Below are 25131 nucleotides of genomic sequence, written 5' to 3'. Positions count from 1 at the left end.
GTGGGTTATCGAACAGACAACTCATGCGTCAGTGTTTTAATGAAGGGCGGCTGCAGGGCATGGCACTGCGATGCAATAAACGAGACTGGGAATGAGAGCTCAACGGTCCGCGCATCCAAGGCACATGGTCGAGAATTGCAGAACGTATACGAACGAAATAAATGAAGTTCGAGGGTTCAAATGAAAAAATTCGCACAACGCTTTCTGGCCGATAACAAAGGCGTAACGGCTATCGAATATGGCCTTATCGCAGGCCTCGTCGTGCTCGTGATCGCTACCGCGGTGACGAATGTCGGCACGAACGTCTCCAATGTTTTGCAGCAAGTCGCGGATAAAATCTCGCCGTCCACCGCGAAGACCGGACCGTAAAGGCAAACGGTAAGCGCTGCGCGAAGCAGCCGGCGTTTCGACGTCCGCCCGCTTCGTGGGCGTAATAACGCATCGCTGAATCGTTAATGTGGATTGCATTGCAATCCACATGGCGCAGCTTCGCCTGTCGAGTTCGAGATGAATGTTTCCGTGGGCATGTTGTTATTTATCGCGTGGGCAATGACTGTCGCAATTAGCGATTGCCGTTGGCGGCGTATATCCAATTCAGTAGTTGTCGCCGGCCTGGCGGCGGCATTTTGCTGCGCGTTTTTTCAATGCGGGCCTTTCGGCATTTCGCTGACTCAGGCAGGCATTGGCGCAGTAATCGGTCTTGCTGCATTGCTGCCGTTTTTCGCGCTTGGCGTGATGGGTGCTGCGGATGTCAAAGTCTTCGCCGTTCTCGGCGCATGGTGCGGCATGCACGCGTTGCCCGGTCTATGGATGGCCGCGAGTCTCGCGGCCGGTCTGCACGCAGCGTGGCTTCTGATTACCACCCGCACGCGGCTCGCCGGCCTGGCCCGTCGATCCGGCGCCACGTTCGAACTCGCCGGCAAAGCAGCCACGCCTTACGCTGCGTGTCTCACCGTGGCCGCGAGCGGCTGGCTCGTTCTGCACGGCATGGCGGGAAGCGTTCGATGAAAACCGTCATGACACCACGCGCGCGCTCGCCGCATCGGCGCATCAACGTGCGCCGCGCGCGCGCGCAACGCGGCGCCACGGCCGTCGAATTCGCGCTGGTGTTCCCGCTGTTCTTCACGATCCTGTACGCGATCGTCACGTTCAGTCTGATTCTCGTCGCACAGCAGAATCTGACAATGGCCGCGGAAGAGGGCGCACGCGCCGCGCTGAACTGGCAGAGCAACACCTCGATGCAAAGCGCGTTGACCAATCGCGGCAACGCGGCCTGCGCGGCGGCGAAGCTGGTAGCCGCGACGCTCGTGCAGTCGATGCAATGCACGCCGTCTTCCAAGGCATGCGGGCCGAACAGCGCGATGCAATGCGTGAATGTCCTGGTGAGCTACGACTACCAAACCAATCCGCTGGTACCGAGCTTGCCATTGCTGGGATTCGCGCTGCCGAACACGCTCACGAGCAGCGCCACGGTCCAGCTCAATCCGGAGAACATACAGTGACGCACGCGCCGGCACCCAGCTCGCTCGACCTCCCGGTCCGTCCACGTGTGATCGAACGCGCGCACGGCATGGCATCGTTTAACCGAAGCAGTCAACCTTCATGCCGAATCTGACCAAAATTCTTGCCGGCGTCCTGATCGCGGTCGCGCTCGTGCTCGGCCTGTTCGCGTGGTCGCTGTCGCGCCGCCCGGCGCCGGTGGCCGTCACGCCCGCCACGCAAGCAAGCTTCCCAGTCGTGGTGGCGACTCACACGCTGCCGGCGGGCAAAGCCATCACCGTCAACGATGTGCGTGTGCAGTCGCTGCCGATCAATCCGAACGGCGCCTTCACGGACCCGGCGCAACTGGCCGGCCGCGTGCCGAACGCGGAGATCGGCGCGCAATCGCCGGTGCTGGAAAGCCAGTTGTCCTCGGGACTCGCCGAGCGCGTCGAACCGGGCGAGCGCGCGCTTGCTGTCCGGGTAGACGAAGGCAACGCGGTCGGCAACCGCTTGCGGCCGGGCAATTTCGTCGATGTGTTTTTCACGCTCAAGCGCGACGGCAGCCTGGGTAACGGCGGAGAAATCGATCGGACCCAGGCGCGTTTGCTGATGTCGAAGGTGCGCGTGCTCGCGTTCGGCAATGCGACCGCGAGCGGCGACAGCGCGGGCGATCCGAACGGCATGGTCCGCACCGCGGTGCTGGCGGTGCCTGTCGCCGATATCGACCGTTTGACGCTCGCCGAGAGCGCCGGCCGTCTGATCTTCGCGTTGCGCAATCCCAAGGATCCCGAAGTAATCGATCAAACCGTGCTGCCCGCCTATCCTGGCGTGCTGAAGACGGCGGCGCATGCGGGCGCGGCCGAGCCGCTGAGGGACTCGACGCGCGCCGCAGCCGGCGTCGCGCTCGACACGCTGTCGGGCACCGCCAATGCGAATGGCGCGGGTGCCGCCGCGAGGCCGTCATTGCCGCATATACCGCTGCCGCCCACGCGCGTGGCGGGCACTACAAACAGTACAAAGAGCGGTATCGAAGTGATACGGGGTGGGCGCGCCGAAACGGTCGCCTGGTAAGCCGTGGTTTCAGGAGCGGACGGCCAGTCGCGTCCAATAACTACATGACAGAACGGATTTTTGTTTTCAGGAAGGCGGCGTGCCTCGGCCTGGCTTTGCTGGCCGTATCGGCGGCGACCGATGCAGCCGGTCCGGCGCAGCGGGGCCAAGCGGCGCCAGCGGCGCAGCCGGCTCAGGCCGAGTTTGCCGCGCCGGCGCAAAGCATCGACCTGACGGTGGGCGCGCAGCGGCAACTCGCAGTCGGCCACACGTTGCAGCGGATTGCGATCGGCGATCCGTCGGTGGCCGACGTGCTGATCATCAAGGGCGACAAGCGCGGCGGCGTGCTGCTGGTCGGCAAGGCCGCGGGCACCACCAACCTGATGCTGTGGGCGCGCGATCGTGACGCGCCGCTGCAATACACCGTCAACGTGACCACGCCGGCGGCTGCGTCGCTGCTCGGCGCCGATACGCCGGCCGTCAAGGTGCTCGGCGGCACGGCGATCGTGTCCGGCACGTCGGCGACGATGGAGGCGCACCAGCGCGCCGTGGTCGCGGCGGAGGGCTCGCTCGGCAAGGACGGTGCGGTATTCGATACGTCGACGGTCGCAAGCCGCGCGGTCGTGCAGGTGGATGTGCGGGTCGTCGAGTTCAGCCGTTCGGTGCTCAAGGAAGTGGGCTTCAACTTCTTCAAGCAGAACAACGGCTTCACGTTCGGCTCGTTCGCGCCGTCGGCATTGAGCTCGGTCTCGGCGACGGCGGGACAGGCGCCGAGTATGACGGCTGTGACGCCGATCTCGTCGGCGTTCAACCTGATCTTCAACTCCGCCACGCACGGCCTGTTCGCCAATCTGAGCCTGCTGGAAAGCAACAACCTCGCGCGGGTGCTGGCCGAGCCGACGCTCGTGGCCTTGTCCGGCCAGAGCGCGAGCTTCCTCGCCGGCGGCGAGGTGCCGATTCCGGTGCCGCAGGCGCTCGGATCGACGTCGATCGAATTCAAACCTTATGGGGTAGGGCTTACGCTCACGCCGACCGTGCTGAGCCCGCAGCGCATCGCGCTCAAAGTCGCGCCGGAGGCGAGCCAGTTGGACTTCGCCAACGCCGTGACGATCAGCGGCGTGTCGGTGCCCGCGTTCACCACGCGGCGTGCCGATACCACCGTCGAACTCGGCGATGGCGAGAGCTTCGTGATCGGCGGGCTGATCGATCGCGAGACGGCGTCGAATGTCTCGAAGGTGCCGTTGCTCGGCGATTTGCCGGTGATCGGCACGTTCTTCAAGCAGCTGAACTATCAGCAGAACGAGAAGGAACTGGTGATCATCGTGACGCCGCATCTGGTCTCGCCGCTCGCCAGGGGCGCGACCTTGCCGTCGACGCCGGGCGAGCAGTCCGAGCAGCGCAACGGGCCGGTGTGGCGTTCGCTGATCGGCGGCGTGGTGGCGCGCGATTCGTCGCCGGGATTTTCCAGGTGAAGCCGGCAGGCGCCGTCGCGGCGCGGCGGCTGACTACAGGTGTGAGCCGGCGCGCGCGCGAACTGCGTGCGCCCACGGGCAAGCAGTACGACGTGGGAGCTTTGCCGCCTATGCGGCATAAGGACGTGCAACATGAACGCGAGAACGCATTCATTGACTGAAAGGGCGGTCACCGATTATTTCGTGTTTGCGTCGCTGGCCGACGAGCACGTGCATTGGCTCGCCGATACGCTGGCGGGCGCCGGCGTGGTCGAAGCGGCCACGCTCGATCCGTCGATGCTGATGCAGCGCATCGCGACGCTCAATCCGTCGCTGGTATTCGTCGATTTTTCCAGCGGCCGCGCCGCGGCGGCGAGTGCTGCCGCGAGCGCGGTGCGCACCGCTTATCCGGGCATGCAGATCGTCGCACTGGGCTCGCTCGCCGAACCCGAAAGCGCGTTGGCGGCGTTGCGCGCCGGCGTGCGCGATTTCATCGATCTGTCGGCGCCGGCCGGAGACGCGTTGCGCATCACGCGCCAGGTGCTCGACAATCTCGTCGAGCCGGTCAGCCGCCATGGCCATGTCACCGCGCTGCTGGGCGCACGCATCGGCATGGGCGTGAGCACGCTGGCCGCGAATCTCGCGGTGCTGCTGCAGCGGCGCGACATCGCGCAGGGCCGGCAAGCCGCCTTGCTCGATCTCGGCCTGCCGGCCGCCGACGGATCGCTGCTGCTGAACACGCGCAGCGAATTCAATTTCGTCGAAGCGGTGCGCAATCTGCGCCGCTTCGATCAGACCTTCGTGCATACCGCGCTGTCGCATCACACGAGCGGCCTCGCGCTCACCACGTTGCCGCCGAACCTCGCCGACATGCGCGAGGTGTCGTATTCGTCGTCGATCGGTTTGCTGAACCGTCTGCGCGCGTTCTTCGACCAGCAGATCGTCGACCTCGGCGGCTTCACCAATAGCGAGTTCATCGCCCATGTCGTGCAGGCCGCCGATGAAACCTGGCTGCTGTGCGACCAGGGCGTGGCCTCGATCGTGTCGGCCGTCGGCGTGCTCGACGCGTTGCGCGAAGAGGGCGTGGATACCGCGAACGTGCGGTTGATCGTCAACAAGTTCGACGCCGATCTCGGCCTTGCCGCCGCGCAGATCGCGCAGCGTCTGGATATCGCGCTGCTGACCACCTTGCCGGAGCGGCGCATCGCGCTCGGGCAGGCGGTCAATCAGGGACATCTGCTGGTCGATGCCGCCGCGCGCGATCCGTATGTGCGCGCGCTCGAGCCGTTGATCGAGCGGCTCGGCGGCGGCGAGCGCGCGGCGGCGCAGGCACGTGGCAAATCGGCACTCGGCGCGCTCAGGCGCTTCATTCCAACTACTCAAAAGCGGTCATAGACGATGGCAAAAGAGATCGAATTTGCCGACGACGCGGCTTCGTTCGCGCATAGCCAGCAGTTCCAGGACATCAAGAACGCGGCGCACGAACATCTGCTCACGCGTATCGAAGAACTCGGTTCCGAGTTCGGCCGCTGGTCGCGTAACGCGATCAACCAGTTCGTCGATCTGGAGATGGACAGCTTCGTCAGGCTGCGCCGGATACCGATCAACGAAAGCGAGGTGCGCCTGATTGCCGAGGCGTTGACCAAGGAGCTCGCGGGCTTCGGTCCGATCGAGGATCTGCTCGCCGATCCGGCCGTCGAAGACATTCTGATCAACGGCTACAACGACGTGTACGTGTCGCGCCACGGCATTCTCACGCGCATCCAGGTGCGCTTCGCGGACAATGCGCATCTGCTGCGGATCGTGCGGCGCATTCTCGCGCCGATCGGCCGGCGTCTGGACGAATCGAATCCGATGGTCGATGCGCGTTTGCCGAACGGCGGCCGCGTGAACGTGGTGATCGAACCGCTCTCGATCGACGGGCCGATCGTCTCGATCCGCAAATTCCGCAAGGATCCGATGCGGCCCGACGATCTGCTCGGCAACGGCACCTATAGCCCGGAAATCGGCGCGCTGCTCGAAGCGGCGGTGGCGGCGCGCTGCAACGTGCTGGTGTCGGGCGGCACGAGTTCGGGCAAGACCTCGCTGCTCAATGCGCTGGCCTTTCACATTCCCGAGCCGGAACGCGTCGTGACGATCGAGGACACCGCGGAACTGTCGCTGAACCATCCGCATGTGGTGCGGCTCGAAAGCCGGCCGGGCGGTTTCGACGGCTCGGGCATCGTGACGATTCGCGACTTGCTGCGCAATACGTTGCGGATGCGGCCGGACCGCATCATCGTCGGTGAAGTGCGCGGCGGCGAAGTGCTCGAAATGCTCCAGGCGATGAACACCGGCCACGACGGCTCGATGGGCACCGTGCACGCCAGCTCGCCGCGCGAATGTCTGTACCGGCTTGAAATGCTGGCCGGTTTCGCGGGCTTCCAGGGTACCGAGTCGAGTCTGCGCCGCCAGATCGCCAACGCGATCGACTTCATCGTGCAGATCGGGCGGCTTTCCAACGGACGTCGGCGGATTCTTTCGATCACGGAAGTGACGGGGCTGTCCGACAACATCATCGCGACGCAGGAGTTGTATCGCTATGAGCCGATCCTGACGGCCGAAGGCGACGAACTCGACAACTGGGTGTCGCTCGGCATTCACCCGCACTCGCCGAAGCTGGCGCGTTTCCGTCAGGCGCTGGGCGGCGGCGAGGCAAGTCACGCGTTCGGCAATGCGGGCTTCGGCGGATCGGGCGGCGGCGGTTTCGGTGGCGGCGGCAGTGGCGGCTTTGGTGGCGGCGGTGGGTTCGGCGGAGGCTTCAATGTCTAGCGCGGTTCTGGTCTTCGCGGCGCTTGCGCTGCTCTGCGCAGCACTTGCCTTGCTGCTCTGGCAGCGCGGCGCGCAACGCAAAGGCCAGGCGAGCGCGGAACGTTATCTCGACAGCCGCATGGCGATGCCGGCCGGCGCGGCCGTGGGCGGCATGGGCGGCGGCGCGGCAAGCACGGCGCGCAGCGCCCCCTCGCGCGTCACGGCCCAGCACGCCGTGATCGCGCCGCAGGCGCCGCCGGCCGATGCGGGCTGGCTCGCGCGCTGGCGCTACTGCCAGGCACGCGTGCGCTTTATGGTGCAGCACGCGATGGCGCGCGCCGGTATTGTCAATGCGAAAGGGCCCGCCGCGATCGCCGGCACGATCGTGGTGCTGCTGTGCGGCTCGGCCGCCATGGTGGGTGGCGCGCTCGCGGCCTGCGTCGCGTTGCTCGCCTGCGTGATGTTCTTCTATTTTCTGCTGACGATGCGAGTGAACAAACGCCGTCAGCAGATCGTGCGGCAACTGCCGCTTTTTCTCGACGGCATCGTGCGGCTGATTACGCTCGGCAACAGTGTGCCGGCCGCCTTCCAGGCCGCGCTGCAAACCACCGAGGCGCCGCTGCGCGAATGCCTCGACTACGTGTCGCGGATGCTGCGCACCGGCGTCGAAATCGATCGCGCGCTCTCGCAGGTGGCCATGATCTACGGCGTGCGCGAACTCGAACTGGTCGGCGCCGTGCTGCGTCTGTCGGTCAAATACGGCGGCCGCGCCGACGTGATGCTCGAGCGGATGGCCTCGTTCATGCGCGATCTCGAGCACGCCGAGCGCGAGCTGGTGGCGATGTCGTCGGAAACGCGGCTGTCGTCGTGGGTGCTGGCCATGTTGCCGATCGGCATCGGCGGTTTTCTGATTCTCTCCAATCCTAAGTATTTCGCTTCGATGTGGTTCGACCCGATGGGGCGACAGCTCGTCTATCTGGCGTTCGTGCTGCAGGTGGTCGGGGCGTATCTGCTGTACCGCCTCGCGAATCTGAGGAATTGACGATGCAGACCCAACAACTCGCCGCGCTTGCACTGGCTCTGGCCGCGCTCGCTTTGCTGCTGATCGCCGGCCTGGTGCTGGCGCGAGTGGCGGCAGCACGGCGCAGCGAACGCACGTTGCGCAACGCACTCGACGAGCGCGCGTTGCAAAGCGCGGCGCTCGCGGCCGCCGCGGCGCGTGGGGCAGAGGGCGTGCAGGGTGGCGCGAAGGGTGGCGCAAACGCTGCCGTGCGCAGCGCGCCGCCGGCGGGTTCCAAGGGCCTGTTCGAACGCTTCGTGCATACCGGGATTCGCTGGCTCGACACGCCTTTCGGCCGCCAGGTCGTCGCTGAAGAAGACCGCCGGCTGCTGGAGCAATGCGGCTTCGTGGATACGCGCACGCGCGGCCTGTTTCTGCTAGCGCGGCTGCTCGGCGCTCTGGTGCTGCCGGTGCTCGCCGGCACGCTGGCGAGCGCCCATCTGGACGGGTCCCGTTATGTGGCGCTGGTGATCATCGCCGTGATGGCGGGCTTCATGTTGCCGAAGTTCGTGTTGCAGCGGCGTGCCGGCAAGCGCCGTCGCGCGGTGGTCGACGAATTGCCTTTGCTGGTCGACTTGCTGCGTCTTCTGCAAGGCGTGGGTCTGTCGCTAGATCAGAGCTTGCAGGTGGTGGTCAACGATTTTCGCGGCATGCTGCCGGTGCTCGCCGGCGAACTCGAAATCGCGCAGCGCCAGTTCGCTGCCGGCCGCACGCGTGAGCAGTCGCTGAACCGGCTCGCGTCGAGTTACGACAACGAAGATCTGCGCGCCGTGGTGCGTTTGCTGGTGCAGGTCGACCGGCACGGCGGCGCCGTGCAGGAACCGCTCAAGCAGTTCGGCGACCGCCTGCGCGAGGCGCGCCGCGCGATGCTGCGCGAACGCATCGGCCGGCTCGCCGTGAAGATGACGGGCGTGATGATCGTCACGCTGCTGCCCGCGCTGATGATCGTCACGGCTGGTCCCGGCGTGCTGGCTGTTCAGCATTCGCTGGGCAAGGTGAAGCACTAAGGATTTGCCATGACTCACAGTCTCTCATTCGATTCCGTCAAACCGGGCACGCGCTGCGTGGCGGCGCTGGCCGCGTTGTCACTGCTCGGCGCGTGCGCGTCCAAAGACGTCGTGGGCTATGGCGTCGGGCCGCAGGCGGAACGCGCCGTGATGACGCAGCAGGCCAGCAAGGATCCCGCGCCGGACACGCCGGGCATGTACCTCGGCCTGATCGATCAGATGCAATCGCAAGGGCTGTACTTCGCGTCGCTCGCGCATATCGACGCGTACGACAAGCAGTACGGCGCAAGCCCCGACTCGATTCTGCTGCGCGCCGACGCGCTGCGCATGACCGATCAGCCGGCCGCCGCCGCGAATGCATACGGACAACTGCTGAAGACGCCGCTCGCCACGCGCGGCCACCGCGGCCTCGGTCTGATCGCGGGCGCGGCCGGCGACTTCGGGCGCGCCGCGCAGGAATTGCAGCAGGCCGCCCAGCTCGCGCCGACCGATGCCACGACGCTCTCGGACCTCGGCTATGCCCGATTGCGCGACGGCGATGTGGACGGCGCGCGCGTCCCGCTTATGAAGGCGGCGGAACTCGACCAGACCAATCCGAAGATCGTCAGCAACGTCGCGCTTTATCTGCTTGCCAATGGCAACCAGGCGCAGGCGCTGGCGGTCATGAACCAGCAGAAGCTCGCACCAGACGTGCGCGCCGCGATCCGCAGCGATGCGGCGAAGGTGGCCGCGGCGGCGCGCGCACAAACACGCGGCGCGCTGCCGCAACAAGACTCGGGCGCGCTCGGCGCGGGCGCGCGCACGGTCGCGAGCGCGCAGGGCATCGAGCCCGCGCCGCGTCTGTTGCAGCGCTTCGCGCAATGAGCGCGCGGCGACCTCGTGGTGATGCATCAGGGAATCAGGGAATCAGGGAGCAGCAATGAGAAACACAACAACGAAGCGGGGCTGGAGCGCGTCGATGCCGTGCCGGTGGTTGGCAACAGCTGCGGCGGCCGGTGCGCTGCTGGGCGCGTCCGTCTCGGCCATGGCGCAGACGAGCGAAATGACCCCGGCCGATCAGAGCGCGCCGCCGGCAGTGCAAGCAAGCGAAGTGGGTCACGCGACCCGCGCATGGCGCGATCTGCAAAGCAGCAACAAGGAAGCCGCGCCGGCGCTCCCGATGCTCGGCGCCGAAGCCGGGCTGGCCTACCGCCGCTACATGGAATCGTTCAAGAGCAAGATTCCCGATCTGTACGGCTCCGCGTTGAACGCGGGCAGCGGCGGCAATGGTGCGATGGCAGTCAACAGCGGTCTCGGCGGAAGCAGCGGCGGATCGAACTGACATGCGCCAATTGCCTTGCGCCATGACCCGTGCCGCGCGCCACGCGCATCCTCTGTGGATGCGGCGCGCGGGCGCGCGCCGTCAGCATGGCTCGGTCGCGGTGGTCGCGGTGATCTGGCTGAGCGTGGCGATCGCGGCGCTCGGCGCGCTCGACGTCGGCAACGTGTTTTTCGCGCGCCGGCAGTTGCAGCGCACGGCCGATCTGGCGGCGCTGGCGGCGGTCCAGATGATCGGCTCCACGGGCGGCTGCGCGACCGCTACCACGGCCGCGCAGCAGAACGCGGCGGCCAACGGTTTCACGGCCGGCACCACCACGACGATCAACACGACCTGCGGCCGCTGGGATACCAGCAAGAGCACCTATTTCGGCACTAGCGGCAATCCGCTGAATGCCGTGCAGGTGACGACGACGCAGATCGTGCCGTACTTCTTCCTCGGACCAAGCCGTAATGTCTCGGCGACGGCCACCGCGTTCGCTTCCAACATCGACGCGTTCTCGCTGGGCACCGGCATTGCGTCGATCAATACGCAGCAGTCGGCGCTGTTGGATGCGATTCTCGGCGGCTTGCTGAATGCGAACGTGTCGCTGAGCGTGGGGGATGTGCAGAGCCTCGCGAGCGCGCACATCAAACTCGACGATCTGCGTGTGGCGCTGGGTGCGGCGACGATGAAGCAGTTGCTCGGCACCTCGGTGAGCGTTCATGACCTGATGGTCGCGATGGCCACCGCCTTGACTGCGGGCGGCAACACAATCAGCGCCGGCATTTTGAATGCGCTGGCGCTCGCCGTTCCCGGCGGCCAGAACATCGCGTTGGGCAACGGCGTTTCGTCCGCGCCGGGGCTGCTTGCGCTTGGACTTGCCAATCCGGAGTCCGCGGCAAGCGCTAGCATCAATGCCCTTGATGCATTGCTGGTGGCCGCGCAGATCGCGCAGAGCCCGCATGTCAATCCGGACGGCACCACCACGCAGCCTCCGGCGATCAACGTCGCGGCAGCGTTACCCGGTGTGGCGGCCCTGTCGCTACAGGTCGTCAATCCGCCGGTGCTCGCAGTGGGAGAGGGCGGCACGGACGCCAGTGGCCAGCCGCGCACCGGCGCACGAGCAGCGTCGATCCTGCTCAATGTGACACTGCCGCCATTGCTGCCGCAGCCGCTGAACCTCGGCATTGCGACGATCTCGGCGCTCAGTACGCCCATCGTATTGACTCTCGCGATCGCACCGGCTACTGCGACGTTGAGCGCGGTCGACTGTGAAAGCTCCAAAGCAGCGACCCGCGCCACGATGCAGGTTACGCCGGGTATCGCTTTGCTTTGTCTCGGAGCGGACTCGAACTGCAGCCTGGCCGCGAATCCGGCTCCCATGAAGGTGGCATCTATTTCCCTGGCGCTTCTGGGACAGGTCGCGGAAGTGCAATTAGCCGGCATCAAGGGGCAAGCTATGCCCGGACAGGCGTCACTGGTTTTTGACGGTTCGTCGGGTAGCTTCGACGTCACCCAAAGCACAAACTCGAATGCCATCGGCAGCGACCTGTCCACGTTGACGACTGGACTGCTGGCGAACCTGGGCGCGCCCGGTGCGCTGTCCATCAAGCTACTGGGTTCCACCGACCTGGGCGCGCTTCTGCAGCCGATTCTTAGCGCAGTCGGCACCGCTCTGTCGGGGTTGCTGCAGCCGGTGTTCGACCTGCTGAATGTCCTGATCATCCCCACACTGTCACTGCTCGGCGTTCAGGTCGGCACCGCCACGGTCCACAACATGTCGCTGACGTGCGGCGTTTCGCAACTGGTCAACTAGCCAATCCAAGATGAGAACCACCACCAAAATCGAGGAACTCGATATCTACGTCTGGGAGGGCAAGGCCGACATCGTCGACCGGGTCGCGCGCTGCATGGCGAGCTTCGATGTCGAAGTGATCCGTGCGGACGACGTCGCGATCTCGCCCGAGCGGACCGCGCTGCGGCCGTCGCTTGCGATCATCAGCGTGTCGGTGATCGACAGCGGCGCGCTGATCCTGCGCGACTGGCAGGCCGCGCACGGCATTCCGGTGGTCTGGGTCGGCGCCGCGCCGCGCGAGCACGATCCGGCCGCCTATCCGTCCGAGTACTCGCATATTCTGCCGCTCGACTTCACCTGCGCCGAACTGCGCGGCATGGTCATGAAGCTCGTGCTGCAAATGCGCGCGCACAGCGCCAAGACGCACGAGTCCGATGCGATGATCGCCAACTCGGAGTGCATGCAGGCGTTGTTGCACGAAGTCGACACCTTCGCCGATTGCGACACAAGTGTGCTGGTGCACGGCGAAACCGGCGTCGGCAAGGAGCGCATCGCGCAACTGCTGCACGAAAAACATAGCCGCTACGGACAAGGCCCGTTCGTCGCGGTGAACTGCGGCGCGATTCCCGACGGTCTGTTCGAATCGCTGTTCTTCGGTCACTCGAAAGGCTCGTTCACCGGCGCGGTGGTTGCGCACAAAGGCTACTTCGAGCAGGCCGACGGCGGTACGCTGTTTCTCGACGAAATCGGCGATCTGCCGCTCTATCAGCAGGTCAAGCTGTTGCGCGTGCTCGAAGACAGCGCGGTCACGCGCATCGGTTCGGCGACGCCGGTCAAGCTCGATTTCCGGCTGGTGGCGGCGACCAACAAACTGCTGCCGCAACTGGTGAAGGACGGCACGTTTCGCGCCGACCTTTACTACCGGCTCGCCGTGATCGAATTGAAGATTCCGTCGCTGGAGGAGCGGGGCGCCGTCGACAAGATTGCGATCTTCAAGGCGTTCATCGCGCAGATCGTCGGCGCGGAGCGTCTCGCCGCGTTGCCCGATCTGCCGTACTGGCTCGCGGACGCTGTCGCCGACACGTATTTCCCGGGCAATGTGCGTGAGCTGCGCAATCTGGCCGAACGCATCGGCGTGACCGTGCGGCAAATCGGCGCGTGGGATGCGGCGCGCCTGCAACGGCTTCTCGCGCTCGCGCGCACCACTCAGCCGGTGCCGGCGGAGAGCGTCGCCGAGGTGCTGGTGGACCGCAGCAAATGGGACATGGCCGAGCGGAATCGCGTGCTCGCCGCGCTCGACGCAAACGGTTGGCGCCGCCAGGATACGGCGCTCTATCTCGGCATTAGCCGCAAGGTGTTATGGGAGAAAATGCGCAAGTATCAAATTTTCGACGAGGAGCCCGAAACGCGGGAAAGTGAGTAATAATGGGATGGTTGTACTAAAACAAAAAACTGTTCGAGCATAAATTACATGGACCGAAAGTCGAAACTGCGACAGATTGCGCTTGCCGCATTGATCGCGATGGGCACGGCGCAAGGCGTCAATGCGCAAGCTCTGCAGAACAGCGGCGCGGGCACCGGCGCCATCGGCGGTGTCGTTTCCCAGCCAGGCACGACGGCCGCCTTGCCGGCTACCTCGCAGACAGGCCAGGCGCAGACTTCCGCCCTCACGTCGGACGAAGCGAAGCAGTCCGCGGCAGGCAACGTGGCGGAATTGCAGCAGATGATCCACGGGTCGGATCTAAGCGAATTGCGCACCACGTATAACGGCAGTTACGGCGCGAGCTTGCTGTTTTACGGCAAGGAAATGACGTACTACGTGGCGCTGTTCCAGCAGAAAAATTTCTGGCGTGTCATCAAGACGCAGGACGCGACACGTGCGGACATGATCTACAAGGATTTCGTGCGTCAGACGGTGCAACTGTCGGACGTCGAGATTCGCCGCACGCAACTCGAAGCGCAAAAAGCGTTCACGGAACGGATGATCGCGTTGCAGCAGGACAATGCGAACCGCTTGCAGGCGGACCTCGATGTCGCGCGTCAGCAGCAGAGCATCGTGGCGACCCAGCAGCAGCAAACTCGCGCCGAAGCGACGTCGCTGGCTCAGCAGAAGGCTTCCGCGCAGGATCAGCTGCGTGCCGCGCAGCGCCAGGTGCGCGATCTGCAACGCCAGTTGGAAAGCGGGTTGCCCTCGCGCTGAGCGTGACGGTCTAAAGGGCATCCGGTGGCGGGGCGGCGCGGTGTTGACCGTGTCGCTCGGCTTCACCGCAACGATGGCTCGTTGTTCAACTGCATTCGTGCAATGCGCATCGTTCGCGAGGCCCGCGCGAACGCCGTTGCCGGTTCACGCACTCGCCCGATTTTCCAATTCCTGCAGCAGTAATAGCCGCCCGCGTTTATTTCACGCGTGTTCGCGTGAAGTCTCACGCGCGGCGGGCGAGTGGCTCGGCGCAAATTCTCCCAATTATTTTGCACGCGCACTAGCGGCAGCGCTTAACGCACCGCGTACGTGATGGCGATAGCGGCGGCCATGCTTTGGCTGCTGCTTCGTTTTCGCTGTGCTCCGCCAGCCGATAACGCGGCCAGCTCTAATGCCGCTTCTTTCCCTCCGAAGCCCCCTCCTTGTCCGACGCGTGATGCGGGTCTCCCACGTCGACGGCGATCGGATCGCTGGCGGGGAAGCTTTCCTGGAGCGCCTCGTCAAGACGGCTGTCGTCGGATTCGGCGGGTGCTTGCGTTGCCGCGGGAGGGGATTCGTGTTGCTTCTTGCTGGTCATGACGTGCTCCGTGAGAAGAGAGTCTGCAAGTCAGCATAGCGCAAAGCAGGCCTCGACGAACATCGGCTGAACGGTCCAGGACCGTGCGCCGTAAGTGCCCGCTGCAAACCCCCGAGCCGAACGATGCGCGAACCGGTGCGGGTTTATCAGCCGAAACTTAAAAACCATTGCGCATCAACTCGTTTTCCGTGTGTCGACACAGGGCGGCGCGCGAAAGAAAAGCAGGCACCGGCTGCGTGGGCCGGTAGACCGCAGCGCATGCCGCGAACCGGCGATATCGCGCTCGGGAGGGGCGCAACCAGAACCCGTGAACAACAAGGCAGCGAATAACATGAACCGGAAAAAAACCGCGTGCGCGTCGCAGCGCCTCAACGCGTCGCACGTCGTGGAAGCTGAGCTGGAACACCTGGATTGGGCAACGAAGCAACCGGCGCAGCGCTGGCTGGACGCCGTGTATTGGCGCCGCCGCGTGCTGGCGGTCAAATGCGGATTTGAACTGACAGACCTGCAGGTAATGCGTCTGGAGAAGATATTGCAGCGGCTCGGCCATTCGCCGGAGTAGCCGAGCGCCGCCGCGGCGGCTTACTCGCTGCCGCCATTACCGCCGTGATTGCCGCCACCGTGGTTACCGCCACCGTGGTTGCCACCGTCGCCGCCCGTGCCGAACAGACGCCGGCGGCGCGTAACGACCACGGGGCCGTCCGACGTGCCGCTGCTTCGATCCGACGCAGGCCGGTCCGAAGACGGCGCGCCATACGACTCGCGCGGTTCACGCGGTTCGCGCGGCTCGCGATGATCGCGCGGTTCACGCGAGCCGTGCGGGCCGCGCGTGGTGTGCTCGCCGTGCGCGGGACGCCCCGCGCGCGGAGCCGGACGCGTGCCGGTGTCGAGCTGGATCGTCGAGATCGCGCGCTTGTAGATGCCTTGCAGGCCGACAGGCGTGCGCAGCATCACCAGATACTGATCGAACGACTCGATGCACCCGGTCAGGCGGATGCCGTTGACAAGGTAAATCTCGACGCGCTTTCGTTCTTTGCGCGCAGCGTTCATGAAGTCGTTTTGCGGATGCGATTCTGCGGAAGCCATGGACAATTCAGGTTAGAAAGACGGTTGTTCGCCGCGATTCTACCCTGTGTGGGGGCGGAACGCGTCGGCGGGCGAACTGCGTCCACTATAACGGCTTGTGGGCGCATAAGCATCTGATAACTATTGACTGTAACGTTGAGTTACGAATCTGCGGATGAATGCCGCGTTCTTCCGCCACGCGCGGCCCTGCGCGGCGCGGATGGCGGAAAAAGATGGCGGGCGCGGTGTATCGGATGGAATAAAGCGCCGCCCGACCGCGTTATATCAGGCATGGCGACACTGCATCGTGCGCGTCGCCGATCGGCTTGTGCCGGCCGCACCGGATATTCGGGCGCTCATCCGCAAGCTTCTCGCATGAGAGCCGAGTCAGGCGCGAAAGCGCCAGCTCTGGCCGACAGGAGACTCACCATGAAAGTATCGCGCATCCTTTCCGCTGTTTTCGTTCTGCTGGCACTGGCGGGGGGAACCCTCGCGACGAGCGCGTGCACGTCCGCGACCGATAGCGGCGCCTCGAGTTCGAGCGGCGGCGGCAGCGGCGGCTACTGAGCGCCGCTCGCCGGGTGAATTTCGAAGCCGAAGTGATTTCGTGGCTCCCGCAGCTGCGCCGCTACGCGCGCGCACTGACGGGCGACCGCGCATGGGCCGACGACCTCGTACAGGATACGGCGGAGCGCGCGCTCGCCCGTTGGGCGGCGTTCCGGCCGGACAGCAATTTGCGCGCATGGCTCCTGACGATCCTGCGGCATCTCTACATCGATCAGCTGCGCGGCCGCCGCGAGATTGCCGTCGATGAAGAGAGCGCGCCCTGGCGCAATCTCGAAGCGCCGCAAGGCGAGGTCGACGGCCTCGTACTGCGCGATCTGCAGCGCGCGTTGTATTGTCTGCCCGTCGAACAGCGTGAAGTGCTGTTGCTGGTCTGCGTGGAGGAGCTGTCTTACCAGGAAGCGTCGCGCGCGCTCGGCGTGCCGATCGGCACGGTGATGTCGCGGCTCTCCCGCGCGCGCGAACACATGCGCGCGTTGCTGACGGAGGAACCGGCGCAGGGACCAGCGCGTAAAAGTCCACCGTTGAAAGTAGTGAGAAACCCGTGATGAACAGCGACGACTACGATTCCAGCTTGCCCGAAGGGCTCGATCTGCGAGCGCTGTCGGCGTATGTCGACGGTGAATTGCCAGGCGCGGAGCGTGCCGCGATCGAGGCCCAGCTGGCGCAGCATCCGCAGGCCGCCGCGCGCGTGGCCGCGTGGCGCGCGCAGAAAGCCGCGTTGCGCGTGCTATGCGGCGCGCCGCAGCGCAGCGAGCGCGATGAGCGCAACGAGCGTCATGAACGCGAGGCGGCCGATGAACCGGCCTTCATCGTGCTGCGGCGGCGCACGCCGTGGTGGCAACGCGCGGGCGTCGCGGCCTGCTGGCTCGCGGCCGGCGCCGGGCTCGCGCTCGCCCTCGGGCCGCTCGCGCCGCGTCTGACCGGCGGCGCGTGGGGCGGTCTCGGCGGCAGTCCGCCGAGCTTCGCCGAGCGCGCGGACATCGCTTATGCGGTGTACACGCCGGAGCGGCGTCATCCGGTGGAAGTCGCCGCGAACGAAGAAGAGCATCTGATCAACTGGCTCTCCAAACGGCTGAACCGGCCGCTCTCGGTGCCGTCCTTGCAGGAATACGGCTACTCGCTGGTGGGCGGCCGGCTGTTGCCGGGCGAAGCGGGTCCGGCGGCCCAGTTCATGTACGAGAACACCAGTGGCGCGCGGCTCACGCTCTACGTCACCGGCATCTCGCGCGACGAAACCGCGTTCCGCCTGTTTCGCGACGGCAACCGCCGCACCTTCTACTGGGTCAGCGACGGCATGGGCTACGCGCTCTCCGGGCCGATCGCGGAAGGCAAGCTGCGCACGATCGCCATCGACGTGTGCAGCGCGCTCGGCGGCAAACCGGAGTCGTGGCAGTAGGGGCATGTGCGAGTTCGCGCCGCGCGACTGTCGTGTCGGTCGGCAGAGGCCGTGCAACACCCGGTAACAGAAACGGCGTGCGCTTGCGCCGCGCGCACGGAATAGCGTCGCGCGGCGCTGCGTTTACTTGTTGCTGGATCGTGCCGTTCCCGCGTGCGTACATGGGTACATGGCAAGGTCTTCAGCGAGGCAAACGACGGTGTCTTCACAGTGCCGACACGGTTCTTGCGGTCGCAACGGCGGTGCGCGTCGGACAGCATAAAGGCAGCAAAATCATGCTCACATTTCATCAATTCGGCAGCGGGCTGTATTGCGGCTTAGCCTGTGTGTGCCTGTGCGCCGCGTGCGCGGCGCCGGTCGAGGCGCAGGCGGATGCGTCGGTGTGCCGGTTCGTGGCGGGGCAGGCGGAAATCGACGGCGTCATGCAGCAGATCACCGGCCGCGCGTGCCTGCAACCCGACGGCACGTGGCAGATCGTCGAGGACGATGCCGCCGCGCAGGCCTTGGCGGATGGCCCGGTCTACTACTACGATCCATGGTATTGGGGGCCGCCGGTGGTGTTCGGCGTCGGCGTGTCGTTCGTGTTCGTCGACCGCTTTCATCATTTCCACCATATGGATCATGTGCGCTATGTGCATGGCGTGCACGGATCGTTCGGCGCGGGCGGACGCGGCGGTTGGCACGGTGCGGCGCCCATGCACACGTGGGGCGGCATGTCGCACGGCGGCGGAGGAATGCGCCGCTGACTCGTGTCGATGACTCGTGCCGCTGACTCGTGCGAATGACTCGCCGCCAATGACTCGTGCCGCTGACTTACCGCCGCGGATTCGCGCGGCGGCCAGGGAGACGCTTTGATTCGCAACTTGCCGCCAAAAGTGTCCGCCGCGCAGTTCGACCGCGCGCTCGCCGGTTGGCGTTCGATTGTCGGCGAGCCGCAGGTGGTGACCTCGGCGGACGGCCTCGCCGCGTATCTCGATCCGTTCGCGCCCGGCGAGCGCGAAGCGTTTTCGGCAAGTGCCGCCGTCTTGCCCGGCTCCGTCGATGAAATCCGCGCGGTGCTGCGCATTGCCAATCAATTTCGCATTCCGCTGTGGACCGTTTCGACCGGACGCAACTTCGCGTATGGCGGCGCCGCGCCGCGTCTCGCCGGTTCGGTCGTGCTCGATCTGCACAGGATGAACCGCATCATCGAAGTGAACGAGGCCATGGCGTACGCGCTGGTCGAGCCGGGCGTCAGCTACTTCGATCTGTATGCGCATCTGCGCGACAAGGGCTACAAGCTGTGGGTCGATCCGCCCGCGGCCGGTTGGGGCAGCGTGGTCGGCAATACGCTCGAACGCGGCTTCGGCTATACCGCGTACGGCGATCACGCGGCGTCGCAGTGCGGCATGGAAGTGGTGCTCGCCAACGGCGATGTGTTGCGCACTGGCATGGGCGGCATTGAAATCGGCACCGCGTGGCAGTTGTACCAGCCGGGCTACGGGCCGTCGTTCGACGCGATGTTCATGCAGTCGAATTACGGCATCGTCACCAAGCTCGGCGTCTGGCTGATGCCCGCGCCGCCCGCTTATCTGCTCGGCGAAATCCAGTTTCAGCATGAAGCGGATCTTGAAGCGATCGTGGAGACTTTGCGGCCGCTGCGGCTCGATGAAACGATCCGCAATCACGCGGTGATCGAAGGCGGTTTGCGCCGCGCGGCGGGCTTGTCGGCGCGCGCGCAGTGGTATGACGGACCGGGCGCGATGCCCGGGAGTGCGGTGGACGCGATGCTCGAGAAGCTGAATGTGGGCCGCTGGAATCTGCATTACGCGCTTTACGGTACGCCTGAATCGATCGACGCGCGCCATGCGATCTTGCAGCGCGCGTTTGCGCGCATACCGCAGGCGCGCTTTCTGGCGGCGCGCTACGCGGGCGACGCGCAGCCCACGGCCGGCGGCGACCGCAACCTCGCCGGCATTCCGGCGATGAGCGCGTTTCGCATGCTCGACTGGCGCGGCGGCGCGGGCGCGCATGTGGACTTCGCGCCGGTGTGTCCCGCGACCGGGCGCGACGCGTTGCGTCAATATACGATGGTCAAGGCGCGCGCCGCGGAATACGGCTTCGATTACTACGGCGGTTTTACGGCGGGCGTGCGCCATCTGCATCACATTTTCGCGGCGATCTTCGACCGCGACGACGCGAACCAGGTCGAGCAGGCCGGCGCGCTCTTGCGCTCGCTGATGAGCGACGCGCGCGCGGCGGGCTACGGCGAATACCGCGCGCATCTCGCGTATATGGATTTTGCCGCGGCCCAGTACAGCTTCAACGACGGCGCGTTGCTGCGGTTCTCGGAAACGATCAAGGACGCGCTCGATCCGAACGGCATTCTCGCGCCCGGCAAGCAGGGCATCTGGCCGGCGGCGTGGCGCGATCGGCGCGGCTATACCTGAGGGCGCGGCCGCAAACGAGGCATGACGACAGGAGCAATGCATGGACCGGCGCACTTTCATGATGACCGGCGCTTGCCTCTCGACCGCGGCAGGCAGCGCGTGGCCGTGGCTCGCGCATGCGGCGGCGCGTAGCAATACGGTGGCGGTGGTCGACTCCACGTTGGCGTATGGCGCCGCATTCGCCGGCTATGCAGCACACCGGCAGTTGCCCGTGTTCGAAACCGGCGACGATATCGGCGCGCTCTGGTACACGACCCTGGCACCATTGCTTTGCGCAACGCCGACACCTAAGTCCACGCCCACGTTCCTGTCGATTTCGCTAATCGGCCTCACGCGCGCTTCCGATTACTTCGTGCTGAACCAACTCGCTAAAAGCGCGGGACGGGTGATCGAACACAGTCACGAGCAAAACGCCGGCTCGGACAGGCAGCATGGTCACGTCGCATTTGCCTTCGCCTTCGCGCCGCGCGTATTGCACGAGAGCTAGAAGCTGTACGCCTTGTTCTTCGGATCGAAGGTCGAGTCGTCGAATGTTTTCGGCGTGATGGTTTCGAACACGATCTTCTCGAACATCTTGCCGTCGTTGTCATAAGACTCGACGGTGCGGAAATATGGATGCCGCAGGTCGAGGCCGAGCGTTTCTTTCTTCGCGTAGAACTGCGGCTGGCCAGTCGGCGTTTCGAAGGTGAAGGCCACCACGCGCACGCCGTCGACCGTTTTGACTTCCACCTGGGTCGAACGCGGCAAACCGGCCTCGATGTATTTCTTGCCTTCGCTGAGGTACTGGTTCGCGATGTATTCCGTGCCGAGATCGCGCACCTGATGGTTCGATTGCGCGCGGGCGAGGGCGCCGGTCAGCGAGGTCCACACCGGCATCACGTTCATGATGCCGCCCAGATGCCCGTACATCTCATCGGTCCGTTTGGATTCGTCGTAGATGATTTCCTGGCCGGCGTGCGCGCCGTCGGGCAGCCACTTCGCGTAGATGCGCAACGGGTCGTGCGCGACGCGCACCAGCATGTGATCGGGCTTGTCGGGCCATTGGCCGTGAATGCGTTCCGAACGCGCCATGGTGAACTCGTACGACGGATAACCGTTCGGCCCTTCCTTGATATAGCGCGGCAACGCGAGTGGGTCGAGCGACTGGAACAGCGCGACCAGTTGCGCGTCACTGAGCTTTTCCATCGCGCCGCTTTGTTGCGCGGCGCGCAGCCACTTGACCTGTTGATCCAGCGTGAGCTTGCCGACCTGCGAGGAGGGGGTGGACGGCGCCTTGACGGCACTGGCGCTGTCGAGCGCGGGCGGTGTGTCGTCGTTTTGCGCGAACGCCACCGGCGTGGCAAGTGCGGCCACTCCCGTTACGAGCGCCGCGATCAGGAGCTTGCGCGACCGCACGCTTTGCAACGACGCACGCAACCGTGCGAATAAGTCCGCACGCAAACCAGCTGTCCGCGGCGACGAAAGCGACGAAAGCGACGAAAGCGACGAAAGCGACGAAAGCGACGACAGCGACGAAAGCGACGACAGCGACGACAGCGACGACAGCGACGACAGCGACGACAGCGACGACAGCGACAAACCGGCGAGGCGCATGAAGACGGGCGTGCGGCGTGATCGTGCGGACAGGCGGTGCTTCATGAATCTCTCCGAAAGGTGACGCGAGGCGCCGTCCCTGTCAGGCAGGCTTTTGCTTCGCGAGTTCCTCGTCGCGCAGGGCGCGGCGCAGAATCTTGCCGACATTGGTTTGCGGCAGCTCGTCGCGGAACTCGACAAGCTTCGGCACCTTGTAGCCGGTCAGGTTCTTGCGGCAGTGGGCGATCACCTGTTCCGCCGTCAGGGAAGGATTGCGCTTGACGATGAATACCTTCACCCGTTCGCCCTGCGCGGCGTCGGGCACGCCGATTGCGGCGACTTCGCGCACGTCCGGAAGCGCCGCGATCACGTCTTCCACTTCATTCGGATAGACGTTGAAGCCCGACACCAGAATCATGTCCTTCTTGCGGTCGATCAGCCGGATAAAGCCGCGCGAATCCATGACGCCGATGTCGCCGGTGGCGAGCCAGCCGTCGTCGTCGATCACCTTGGCGGTTTCTTCCGGACGATTCCAGTAGCCTTTCATCACCTGCGGTCCCTTCACGCACAGTTCACCCGCCTCGCCGATGTTCGCCCAATGGCCGTCGTCCTTCCTGAAACGGACCTGCGTGGACGGCGCGGGCAAACCGATCGAGCCTTCGAAGTCACGCATATTGGAGAGGTCGACCGGATTCATCGACACGATCGGCGAGCATTCCGTGAGCCCATAGCCTTCGATGATCGGCTTGCCGGTCACCGCCTTGAAGCGCTCGGCCACCGACTTCTGGGTGGCCATGCCGCCCGCCATCGCCAGCTTGAGATCGGAGAAGTCGCGCTTGCAGAATTCCTCGTTGTCGAGGAACGCGTTATAGAGCGTGTTCACGGCGGTCATGCCGGTGAATTTCTCGTGACGGATGATCATCATCACGCGCTTCATGTCGCGCGGATTGGCGATCAGAATGTTGCGCCCGCCCAATCCCATGAAGATCAGCGCGTTCACCGTCAATGAATAGATGTGATAGAGCGGCAACGGTGTGAGCACCGTTTCGACCTCGCCGGTCAGTTGACCTTCTGACCACGCCTTGGCCTGCAGTAGATTCGCAATGACGTTCCTGTGCGTGAGCATCGCGCCCTTGGCGACGCCGGTCGTGCCGCCGGTGTACTGCAGAAACGCGATATCGTCGTGGGTGGGGCGCACGGGCGTCAACGGCCGCGAGTAGCCGGTGGAAAGCGCGTCGAGCAGCTGCACCGCCTTGGGCAGGTCGTACGGGGGCACCATTTTCTTCACGTGCCGCAGCATGAAATTGAGCAGACGTCCCTTCAGATTCAGGCCATCGGCGAGCAGATCGCCGAGTCCGGTCACGATGACGTTCTGCACTTTGGTGCCGGGTAGCGCGTCTTCGACCGTCTTCGCGAAGTTCTCGAACACGATGATGGTTTGCGCGCCGCTGTCCTTCAACTGATGCGCGAGTTCGCGCACCGTATAGAGCGGATTCACGTTGACCACCACGCCGCCGGCCTTCAGTACGCCGAACAGCGAGACCGGATACTGGAACGTATTCGGCAACATGATCGCGACGCGTTCGCCCGGCTTCACGCCGAGGCTCTGCAGATACGCGGCGAACGCGGTTGCCTTGCGGCCGAGTTCACCGTAGGTCATGCTCGCGCCCACGCTCACATACGCGACACGCTCGCGGAACTGCGCGATGCATTCGTCGAAGAACTGTACGACCGACTCGTATTTCGACACGTCGATTTCACGCGGCACATCCGCCGGATAGGACGCGTACCAGATGCCGTCGGTGTTGGGCGCGTGGTGCGGCGCGTGAGCCTGCGCCGACGCGAAGGCGGGGGCCGGATCCGCTGCGTTCGGCGCCGCCGGTTCGCCGCCAGGCGCAAGCGTGGTTTGAGTGGGCTGGGTCATGGTCGTCTCCTGAAGCTGTGGCTTCATCTCTTTTGTGTGCCGGCCCGGTGGCCGGTCATCGAAGCAATCCGCGCGAGTGTGGCAGCGCGTGAAACAAAAGCATGCGGCGAAGCAAACACTGAAACGCATCTCGTTCTCAGCGCTCCAGAATCGCGACCACCCCCTGGCCGCCCGCCGCGCAGATTGAAATCAGCCCACGCGCGGCGCCGGCCGGTTTGTCGAGTTGCGCAAGCATTTTCGCGAGGCCGGCGACGATGCGTCCACCCGTCGCCGCGAATGGATGGCCTGTGGCCAGCGAGCTGCCGTTCACATTCAATTTTGTCCGATCGATCGCGCCGAGCGGGCCCGATAAGCCGAGCTGCGTGCGGCAATACTCGTCATCCTGCCATGCCGCGAGCGTGCACAACACCTGGGCGGCGAACGCTTCGTGGATTTCGTACAGATCGAAGTCCTGCAACGTGAGCCCGGCGCGCGCCAGCATGCGCGGCACGGCGTAGGCGGGCGCCATCAGCAGGCCTTCTTTCTTGTCGAAGAAGTCGACGGCGGCGGTTTCGGACCAACTCAGGTACGCGAGCACCGGCAGTCCATGACGCGCGGCCCATTCTTCACTCGCGAGCAGCACGGCGGAAGCGCCGTCGGTGAGCGGCGTCGAATTGCCCGCGGTCAGCGTGCCGGCGTCGCGATCGAATACCGGTTTCAGGCTCGCGAGTTTTTCGAGCGTGAGGTCGGAGCGCAGATTGTTGTCGCGCGCGAGACCGCGGTACGGCGTCATCAGATCGTTGACGAAGCCGCGCGCGTACGCCTCCGTGAGCTTGCGGTGGCTGTCGTAGGCGAGCACGTCCTGGGCCTCGCGGGAGATGTTCCAGCGCTTGGCCATCAGTTCGCAATGCTCGCCCATCGAAAGGCCCGTGCGCGGTTCGCCGTTGCGCGGCAGAAGCGGCTTGAAAAACATGCCGGGCCGCAGCTTGCTCAGCGCGCTGACGCGTTGCCCGGTGCTCCTGCCGCGATTGGCTTCGAGCAGGATCTTGCGCATCCGCTCGTTGACGCCGATCGGCGCATCGGAGGTCGTATCGACACCGCCCGCGATGCCCGCTTCGATCTGCCCCAAGGCGATCTTGTTGGCGACGAGAATGGCCGCCTCGAGTCCGGTGCCGCAGGCCTGTTGCACATCGTAAGCGGGCGTTTCCTTGGCAAGCGTGGTGGACAGCACGGATTCGCGCGTCAGATTGAAGTCGCGCGAATGCTTGATGACGGCGCCCGCGGCGACTTCACCCAAGCGTTCGCCGTGCAGGTTATAGCGGTCGATCAGCCCTTGCAGCGTGAAGGTCAGCATGTCCTGATTCGACGCGGTCGCGTAGGCGGTGTTCGAGCGGGCAAACGGAATCCGGTTGCCCCCGACGATGGCGACTCGGCGTACGGCTGGCAGCGGGTTGGACATGCTCGGCTCCTTCGGGTCATTCCCTGAG

27 protein-coding genes are annotated in these 25131 nt (G+C 65.1%); 22 read left to right on the top strand and 5 right to left on the bottom strand.

Annotated features, from left to right (window positions below; all coding sequences use genetic code 11):
- Positions 1-180: 180 nt before the first annotated feature.
- From B0G71_RS12630 to B0G71_RS12565, 14 genes are all read left to right on the top strand, one after another.
- Positions 181-369 carry a Flp family type IVb pilin gene (locus B0G71_RS12630; RefSeq protein ID WP_116142176.1) on the top strand — a complete coding sequence of 63 codons (189 nt, stop codon included), beginning with the start codon at positions 181-183 and terminating at the stop codon, positions 367-369.
- A gap of 138 nt (positions 370-507) precedes the next feature.
- Positions 508-1008, top strand: coding sequence for a prepilin peptidase (locus B0G71_RS12625; RefSeq protein ID WP_116142174.1), 501 nt, complete (start codon positions 508-510; stop codon positions 1006-1008).
- Entirely contained in the window at positions 1005-1502 is a 498-nt protein-coding gene (locus B0G71_RS12620; RefSeq protein WP_116142173.1) for a TadE/TadG family type IV pilus assembly protein, read from the top strand. The genes B0G71_RS12625 and B0G71_RS12620 overlap by 4 nt, the downstream gene beginning before the upstream one ends.
- A gap of 100 nt (positions 1503-1602) precedes the next feature.
- Positions 1603-2553: a Flp pilus assembly protein CpaB gene (gene cpaB, locus B0G71_RS12615; RefSeq protein WP_116142171.1), complete on the top strand. Its 951-nt coding sequence runs from the start codon at positions 1603-1605 to the stop codon at positions 2551-2553.
- Between the two features lie 44 nt (positions 2554-2597).
- Positions 2598-4004, top strand: a complete 1407-nt coding sequence (locus B0G71_RS12610; protein ID WP_116142169.1) for a type II and III secretion system protein family protein — start codon at positions 2598-2600, stop codon at positions 4002-4004.
- 132 nt (positions 4005-4136) lie between these two features.
- Positions 4137-5378 carry a fimbrial protein gene (locus B0G71_RS12605; protein WP_116142167.1) on the top strand — a complete coding sequence of 414 codons (1242 nt, stop codon included), beginning with the start codon at positions 4137-4139 and terminating at the stop codon, positions 5376-5378.
- Between the two features lie 3 nt (positions 5379-5381).
- Positions 5382-6794, top strand: a complete 1413-nt coding sequence (locus tag B0G71_RS12600) for a CpaF family protein (RefSeq protein WP_116142165.1) — start codon at positions 5382-5384, stop codon at positions 6792-6794.
- Positions 6787-7815: a type II secretion system F family protein gene (locus tag B0G71_RS12595; RefSeq protein WP_116142163.1), complete on the top strand. Its 1029-nt coding sequence runs from the start codon at positions 6787-6789 to the stop codon at positions 7813-7815. The genes B0G71_RS12600 and B0G71_RS12595 overlap by 8 nt, the downstream gene beginning before the upstream one ends.
- 2 nt (positions 7816-7817) lie before the next feature.
- Positions 7818-8840, top strand: coding sequence for a type II secretion system F family protein (locus tag B0G71_RS12590; RefSeq protein WP_116142161.1), 1023 nt, complete (start codon positions 7818-7820; stop codon positions 8838-8840).
- A gap of 9 nt (positions 8841-8849) precedes the next feature.
- Complete coding sequence (locus B0G71_RS12585; RefSeq protein WP_116142159.1) at positions 8850-9704, top strand: tetratricopeptide repeat protein; 855 nt, start codon at positions 8850-8852, stop codon at positions 9702-9704.
- A gap of 55 nt (positions 9705-9759) precedes the next feature.
- On the top strand, positions 9760-10161 hold the full coding sequence (locus tag B0G71_RS12580) for a DUF3613 domain-containing protein (RefSeq protein ID WP_116116700.1): 402 nt from the start codon (positions 9760-9762) through the stop codon (positions 10159-10161).
- A gap of 1 nt (position 10162) precedes the next feature.
- Entirely contained in the window at positions 10163-11956 is a 1794-nt protein-coding gene (locus B0G71_RS12575) for a TadG family pilus assembly protein (protein ID WP_116142158.1), read from the top strand.
- A gap of 10 nt (positions 11957-11966) precedes the next feature.
- On the top strand, positions 11967-13358 hold the full coding sequence (locus tag B0G71_RS12570; protein ID WP_116142156.1) for a sigma 54-interacting transcriptional regulator: 1392 nt from the start codon (positions 11967-11969) through the stop codon (positions 13356-13358).
- Between the two features lie 48 nt (positions 13359-13406).
- Positions 13407-14135 (top strand): DUF2968 domain-containing protein, encoded by a 729-nt coding sequence (locus B0G71_RS12565; protein WP_116142155.1) that lies wholly within the window; start codon positions 13407-13409, stop codon positions 14133-14135.
- Positions 14136-14523: 388 nt separating this feature from the next.
- On the opposite strand, the gene B0G71_RS12560 is transcribed toward B0G71_RS12565, so the two are convergent.
- Complete coding sequence (locus tag B0G71_RS12560) at positions 14524-14712, bottom strand: hypothetical protein (protein ID WP_116142153.1); 189 nt, start codon at positions 14710-14712, stop codon at positions 14524-14526.
- A gap of 331 nt (positions 14713-15043) precedes the next feature.
- Here B0G71_RS12560 and B0G71_RS12555 point away from each other — a divergent pair, with 331 nt between their 5' ends.
- Positions 15044-15274 (top strand): hypothetical protein, encoded by a 231-nt coding sequence (locus tag B0G71_RS12555; protein ID WP_106284596.1) that lies wholly within the window; start codon positions 15044-15046, stop codon positions 15272-15274.
- Positions 15275-15294: 20 nt separating this feature from the next.
- Here B0G71_RS12555 and hfq read toward each other — a convergent pair whose 3' ends face one another.
- Positions 15295-15798, bottom strand: a complete 504-nt coding sequence (gene hfq, locus B0G71_RS12550) for an RNA chaperone Hfq (protein ID WP_106284597.1) — start codon at positions 15796-15798, stop codon at positions 15295-15297.
- 154 nt (positions 15799-15952) lie between these two features.
- On the opposite strand from hfq, the gene B0G71_RS12545 reads away from it, so the two are divergent.
- The 7 genes from B0G71_RS12545 (at position 15953) to B0G71_RS12520 (ending at position 20656) form a co-directional block, all read left to right on the top strand.
- Entirely contained in the window at positions 15953-16156 is a 204-nt protein-coding gene (locus B0G71_RS12545; RefSeq protein ID WP_116142151.1) for a hypothetical protein, read from the top strand.
- Between the two features lie 50 nt (positions 16157-16206).
- A complete protein-coding gene (locus tag B0G71_RS41345; RefSeq protein WP_166679092.1) occupies positions 16207-16344 on the top strand; it encodes a hypothetical protein in 138 nt (45 codons plus the stop codon).
- Positions 16345-16358: 14 nt separating this feature from the next.
- Entirely contained in the window at positions 16359-16889 is a 531-nt protein-coding gene (locus tag B0G71_RS12540; protein ID WP_116142149.1) for a sigma-70 family RNA polymerase sigma factor, read from the top strand.
- Positions 16889-17740 carry an anti-sigma factor gene (locus tag B0G71_RS12535; protein ID WP_116142147.1) on the top strand — a complete coding sequence of 284 codons (852 nt, stop codon included), beginning with the start codon at positions 16889-16891 and terminating at the stop codon, positions 17738-17740. The genes B0G71_RS12540 and B0G71_RS12535 overlap by 1 nt, the downstream gene beginning before the upstream one ends.
- A 275-nt stretch (positions 17741-18015) precedes the next feature.
- Positions 18016-18486: a hypothetical protein gene (locus tag B0G71_RS12530; RefSeq protein ID WP_116148560.1), complete on the top strand. Its 471-nt coding sequence runs from the start codon at positions 18016-18018 to the stop codon at positions 18484-18486.
- Between the two features lie 105 nt (positions 18487-18591).
- Complete coding sequence (locus B0G71_RS12525) at positions 18592-20169, top strand: FAD-binding oxidoreductase (protein ID WP_116142145.1); 1578 nt, start codon at positions 18592-18594, stop codon at positions 20167-20169.
- Positions 20170-20209: 40 nt separating this feature from the next.
- Positions 20210-20656: a hypothetical protein gene (locus B0G71_RS12520; protein WP_116142143.1), complete on the top strand. Its 447-nt coding sequence runs from the start codon at positions 20210-20212 to the stop codon at positions 20654-20656.
- On the opposite strand, the gene B0G71_RS12515 is transcribed toward B0G71_RS12520, so the two are convergent.
- From B0G71_RS12515 to B0G71_RS12505, 3 genes are all read right to left on the bottom strand, one after another.
- Complete coding sequence (locus B0G71_RS12515) at positions 20653-21807, bottom strand: DUF1571 domain-containing protein (RefSeq protein ID WP_258875573.1); 1155 nt, start codon at positions 21805-21807, stop codon at positions 20653-20655. The two genes, B0G71_RS12520 and B0G71_RS12515, sit on opposite strands and share 4 nt — an antisense overlap.
- A gap of 37 nt (positions 21808-21844) precedes the next feature.
- Complete coding sequence (locus tag B0G71_RS12510) at positions 21845-23665, bottom strand: AMP-binding protein (RefSeq protein ID WP_116142141.1); 1821 nt, start codon at positions 23663-23665, stop codon at positions 21845-21847.
- Between the two features lie 136 nt (positions 23666-23801).
- Positions 23802-25103 (bottom strand): acetyl-CoA C-acetyltransferase, encoded by a 1302-nt coding sequence (locus B0G71_RS12505; RefSeq protein ID WP_116142140.1) that lies wholly within the window; start codon positions 25101-25103, stop codon positions 23802-23804.
- Between the last annotated feature and the right edge of the window lie 28 nt (positions 25104-25131).

It is taken from the genome of Paraburkholderia sp. BL27I4N3, from assembly GCF_003386115.1.
GTDB lineage: Bacteria > Pseudomonadota > Gammaproteobacteria > Burkholderiales > Burkholderiaceae > Paraburkholderia.
This window is presented reverse-complemented; position numbering and strand designations above follow the sequence as displayed.